Below are 5,698 nucleotides of genomic sequence, written 5' to 3'. Positions count from 1 at the left end.
GATATTCAGCTTGATTCTGCCAAACACTGGACAACCGATCTAAGCCTGAATCAATTCAAAACGCTGACAAAAGCAGCTGCTTTCCCCGCCTATTTAAAAGGCAGCGCCGTTAATGATACGCTGCTAAAGATCTTCTATAATGGAGAGATCAACTACACCATCAAAGGCGTTCATGCAAAAACAGTAGCACTGTGGGATTACCAGGCGCCGGCAGGTGGCGATAATTACTATGCCCTGATGAAGGGTTCCAAAGCGCGGCTTGTGATAAAACAGGGCGCTGCCGAAAAATATAAACCTGTGCTGTATATTGAACCGGTAGATAAAAATGTCAATCCTACCGAAGCGTTTAAAAAGATCCAGGCAAAATACCCGGGGGTGGAACTGGTGCAATCAACAACCGGCTGGCAGGTTGTTACCTCTGCATACACCGAAGGGCACGAAGAGCATTTTGCCCGGGTTACCCAAAACTTTCTGCAATACCTGAAAAATAAGAACATGCCCGCATGGGAGGTTCCCAATATGCTGGCCAAATACTTCATCACAACAAGCGCCCTGCAATTAGCGGGGAAGGATCATCCATAAGTTTATGGCTTGTATTTCATGCATACATATACACAAAACGCCCTGACGACCTTTCCGCCTTTTTTCACCAGGATGGGTGGTAAAGGGGTGATCTGTGTAAAGTATTTATTTAAAACGGGCGGGTAGGTTCCACAGGGAGAAAGATCAGGATGTGAATCGATGAAAATGGCATTCCTGTTCTGCAGCGTTTGAAGATCGGTGTTTACATAGTCGAATTGTAAGGCGGGTTCACCAATAATATTTTTGCTGTACACCATTTCATCGAAATAGAAGTTCAGCACGGCCGAGGTTTTATAATCGTCTGCAGAGAATATAAAATAATCAGGATGGCCCTTCTTGATCTCTTTTACATTGTCAGCCAGCTGGTCCCAGCCAACCCAGGTATCATCTGATTTCACCTCAAATGGGTAAAAGATAATTTCTACCGCCATCGCGAAATGAATGACAAGGGAAGCAATTAGTTGGTATTGTACCCATTTGGGTTTTATATACATACTGGCCAGGATGATCCCTGTGATATAAGCCGGCATCATCCAGTTTATTTTTACCCAATAGAAAACAGCAATGAATAAAAACCCAATGAAAATGGGTGCAAAGAAAGAGAATAGAAATAATTGTTGTGCCGGGATCGTACTTAATTTGAGCCGGTATTTTTTATACATCGATCGTAACATCCAGAACAAGGCAAACATCAATACTGGAACCAGCAAAAATGCCTGATGGCCTATCACACCAAGAATATTCGTGATGTTAAAATAATCACTGCTGGCTTCCGCGGCCCTGTTAACAGACTGGAATTTGATGGAGGCAAAGTCGTGGTTATAATTCCAGATTATAACGGGCATTGTCATGATGGCAAAAAGCAATAAACTGAGATATGGCCAGTAAGACCTCAATAACTTCCGGTGCTCAGGCGATAAAACAAGATACATCAATAAACCTGCGGGCAGGAACACGGCCGTATACTTGCTGTTGAACGCCAGTCCCATTAAAACGCCGGCCAATAACCAATAGCCCTTTTTGTTTTGGAAGATGGCCTGGTATAAGGCTATTATGGAAAGCGTCCAGAAAAGTAACAACGGAACATCTGGTGTGGCAATAAGCGATACTACCGAGATCAGTATCGTAGAGAACAACAATATAGTTGCCTGTACAACCCCTTTGACGTTCATAAAGCAGGTGGCCAGGATAACAAATGCTGCCTGTGTGCAAAACGTAACGAGGGTGGCCGCCAGCTTTACTACAAACACTTTTTTTCCCAGCAGGGAAGTGAATAGCCATAATACCCAGGCTATACCGGATGGATGGTCAAAATAGGAGAGGTCGAGGTGTTCACTGTAGAAAAAATAATAAGCGTCCTGGGGCATCAACCCCATATCAAAAACCAGGAATGATCTTACAATAAAAAGAAATAACAGTATGGAGCCGATAATCCATTCCTTTTTTCCAATTCTTTCAGCAACGAAGTATTTGCTTAGGTTATTCAAAACTTGCTACGAATGGTTAAATAATTAAATAGCATGATTTAAAAAACCATGCCGGTGATCCATTACGCTTTTAATGCAAGCCTCGGAATATCAAGGAAACGAGCCTTTAAAGTAAAAGTACAATACTGAAGGGAATTTGAAGTGCGGCTGGTCGTATGCTTTTCAGACAAACTGAAAGTAGATCAGGGAAGCGGCCGCTGCAGTCATTATAATCAATGTTAAAAATCCCAATGTATTCGATAGCGTGCTATTTGTATACTGGTTCATTATTTTTTTATTATTGCCGATATGCAGCACGATGGCAATAAGGATGGGGCAGGTAAGGCCGTATAAGATTGCCGTATAAAACAGCGCCTTTATTGGGCTAAGGCCAATGTAATTGATCGAAAGACCCGCCAGTAAGGAAACTAAAATAACAAAGTAAAACCTTTTGGCCTGCCAGTATTTTTTATTCAGGCTTGCCCGCCAGCCAAATGTTTCGGCCACAATATAGGAAAGAGAACCTGTTAAAACAGGAATGGCCAACATGCCCGTTCCTATTACACCTAATGCAAACAACAAATAGGAGGCTTTCCCTGCCACCGGTTCCAGGGCTTTTGCGGCTTGTTCAACCGTGTCTATATGTTTTATGCCATGGAGATTTAACGCAGTTCCGGTTGCCAGAATGATAAAGAACATTACTATCGAAGATAAAAGCATCCCGGAATTAACATCGAGCTGCATTTTTTTGATCAATCGAATGACAAAACTTTGTTCCCGCTTGTCAGGGTGTTCCTTACCATTTGGTCTAATCAATTTTCTTCGTGCAAGGATCAGTTGCTTTGCATTTGCATGTTTAACATCTTCGGCCTCCATGGTTACCTGCCAGAAGAATAAGTAAGGGGAAATAGTGGTGCCGAGGATGGCTACCAGTATTTCAATAAAATCTTTATCGAACCTGAGGGTTGGAATGAACGTATTCCGAAGAACTTGCGTCCAATCCGGATGAGTAAAAAATGGAACAGCAATGTATAAGAACATCGAAAGACACAGGTATTTCAAAAAGGTCACTATTTTTTCATAGGGCAGAAATACGATCAGTATGAACAGGATCAGGGTAAAAGCGACACTGAAAACCATTGGTTTAATAGAGGGGAAAATAAGATTTGCCACCGCCCCCATGCCCGCAATGTCAGCGCCAATGTTCAGGATGATTGCAGGGATACTGAACACCATCATCAGGTACAAAAGCCATTTCGGATAGTGTCTCTTTAACGTAGTAGTGAGGCCAACCGTTGTTACCAATCCTATGCGGGCGCACATTTCCTGGATGCCGGCCATAAGCGGAAAGGTTATCAATGCCGTCCAAAGCGTTTTTAACCCAAACTGGGCCCCTGCCTGGGAATAGGTGGCAATACCTGAAGGGTCGTCGTCACTGGCCCCGGTAATTAACCCGGGACCCAACACCTTCAATATTTTCTTCGTTTTTGCCAGAAACCCGGATGACCTGCCCATCGTTTTTATTTAGCATGCTTGTTTAATGCTTTCATAATTGCATTAATTTACATGCCAGGCATCCTAATTCGCAGTCCAGGCATTATCTTTTTCGTTGGCATCCATAAAAATGCCGCCATCCAGTTTCAGGGATTTGATCTGTTTTGCGGTTTTAATAGGTAGGGTGGTCTCTTTGGGGTTATGCTTCCAAACTATGGGGGTTTGATGAAAGCTTTCAGTTGACCCGTCATCATAGGTCGCGATCACATTAAAAGGAACGGCAAATCCACCCATGTTTTTAATATTCAGGGTATATCCTTTCGAAGTTTTGTCCACTTTGTCCAGCGCAAGATCAATGTAACCGGGCGTGAAGAACCAGTTATAAAAGAACCAATCCAGCTTCTTTTTAGAACCCTTTTCCATGGAATAGAAATAATCCCAGGGAATAGGATGTTTGCCATTCCAGCTATTCATATAGTTGTGCAGCGCCTTCTTAAACCGTTTATCGCCCAGCAGGTCTTTTAATGCAAGATAACTAAGCGATGGTTTGCCATAGGCATTATTGCCATTGCCAAAGGTAACATCGGGGCTGGGGGTAATGATGGGATTCTCTTTTGCATGCGGACCCAGGCTCCAGCGGGTAACCCGGAATTTTTTATAGAAATCATCAGCGGCTGTCTGGCCTTTCTCGGAAAGGCCGATCAGGTATTCAAAAGTGGTTGCCCAGCCTTCGTCCATAAATGCATAATAACTTTCGTTGGTGCCCATGTAAAAGGGAAAATAAGTATGCGCCTGTTCATGATCCTGTACCAATTGGGCAAAACCGAGGTCTGAGGTGTGGGAGTCATTGATCATCATCGGGTATTCCATATCTGCAAATCCCTGGAACACGTTTGATTTGGGATAGGGATAAGGAATGCCCGGCCAGTTCTTCGAAAACCAGGCTAACGAATATCTGCCGAACTGTACGGAATGATGAAAATCGACTGACGAATCCGCGAAGGCAGCCTGCATGCTTACCCGCCGTTTTTTGGCAACAACAACGCTTGCGGCATCCCAGTCGTAATGATCGCTGATACCGAGGGCAATATCGCTGATATTATTGGCCGCCCATTTCCACGTATTGGTGGCATTTTGAGCGGTGACCTTTTTATTGCTCCAATCCTGCCCGGTAACAACGTGTATGGTGGAATCGCTTGTCATGGACTGCTGCAGGCGTTCCGCAATGGCAGGTTGTAATACTTCTGCTGGATTCTGCAACGTGCCGGTAGCCCATACCATGAAATTTGCAGGTACAGTTACATTTACCGTATAGTCATTAAAATCATTATAAAACTCCAGGGAGCCCAAATGGGGCTGGGTATCCCAGCCTTTGTAATCGTCATAAACAGCCACCCGGGGATAAAAATAAGCGATATAAAAACTGGTGGAATCGATTATTCCTTCACGCCCTGCCCTGAACGAAAGATCATAATGCCAGGTAATGTTAAGCTTTATTGAATCGTGGGGCATTAAGGGCGCTGACAGATCAACCAGTTGATTGGTAGTGGTAGCCTTGCTGTTATCCCATGCCACTTTGTTTTCCCGGATCACTATCTCGTCAACCTTGAGCTTGCCGCTGGCCTGATGTGCATTCATTATCAATTTCATGTTCAGGCTTCTCAGCGTATCGGGGCTGTTGTTAAAATACACAATTTCTTCTTTCCCGCTAACAGTGCTGTCTGGCGGCATTACCGTTAAAGAAATAGTATAACGGCCATGATTCTGCCAGTATTTTTGGCCCGGTTTACCATTTACAGACCGGGTGCCATTTGCGTAGGCTTTTTGTATTTCGGCAGGCATGGTGAGGGTTTGCGCACCGGACTGCAATGCCAGGAATAAGGAAGCAAAGACGATAAAGAATCGGATCATATTTAATTACTAAAAATGTAAAATGAACGGTAAAGTAAATGAAAAAGCGATAACTGTAATAACCGCCTGAATAAATTTTAAGGTATTTTAATGGGAGCTGCTGTCTATGGGGGTTACGGTCCTATTCAAAATTTGTTAACTTTGTACCTTGTTAAACCGAATGACACCAATCTCCATTCTTCGTCACCGCACCAATAAGCCAGCAGTTAAAGCAAAAATAGTACTGCAACAAAACCTGTTCACCT

4 protein-coding genes are annotated in these 5,698 nt (G+C 43.6%); 1 reads left to right on the top strand and 3 read right to left on the bottom strand.

Annotation, left to right across the window (positions count from 1 at the left end; all coding sequences use genetic code 11):
- Positions 1-582, top strand: a 582-nt coding sequence (locus tag ACJ751_RS17620; protein WP_407746837.1) for a putative oxidoreductase C-terminal domain-containing protein, incomplete at its 5' end; no start/stop codon positions are given.
- Positions 583-584: 2 nt separating this feature from the next.
- Here ACJ751_RS17620 and ACJ751_RS17615 read toward each other — a convergent pair.
- The 3 genes from ACJ751_RS17615 to ACJ751_RS17605 form a co-directional block, all read right to left on the bottom strand.
- Positions 585-2,069: a glycosyltransferase family 39 protein gene (locus ACJ751_RS17615; RefSeq protein WP_407746836.1), complete on the bottom strand. Its 1,485-nt coding sequence runs from the start codon at positions 2,067-2,069 to the stop codon at positions 585-587.
- Between the two features lie 162 nt (positions 2,070-2,231).
- Positions 2,232-3,563, bottom strand: coding sequence for an NRAMP family divalent metal transporter (locus tag ACJ751_RS17610; RefSeq protein WP_407746835.1), 1,332 nt, complete (start codon positions 3,561-3,563; stop codon positions 2,232-2,234).
- Between the two features lie 63 nt (positions 3,564-3,626).
- Positions 3,627-5,453 (bottom strand): M1 family metallopeptidase, encoded by a 1,827-nt coding sequence (locus tag ACJ751_RS17605; RefSeq protein WP_407746834.1) that lies wholly within the window; start codon positions 5,451-5,453, stop codon positions 3,627-3,629.
- Positions 5,454-5,698 lie beyond the last annotated feature (245 nt).

Source organism: Niastella sp., from assembly GCF_045805085.1.
Classification (GTDB): domain Bacteria; phylum Bacteroidota; class Bacteroidia; order Chitinophagales; family Chitinophagaceae; genus Niastella.
This window is presented reverse-complemented; position numbering and strand designations above follow the sequence as displayed.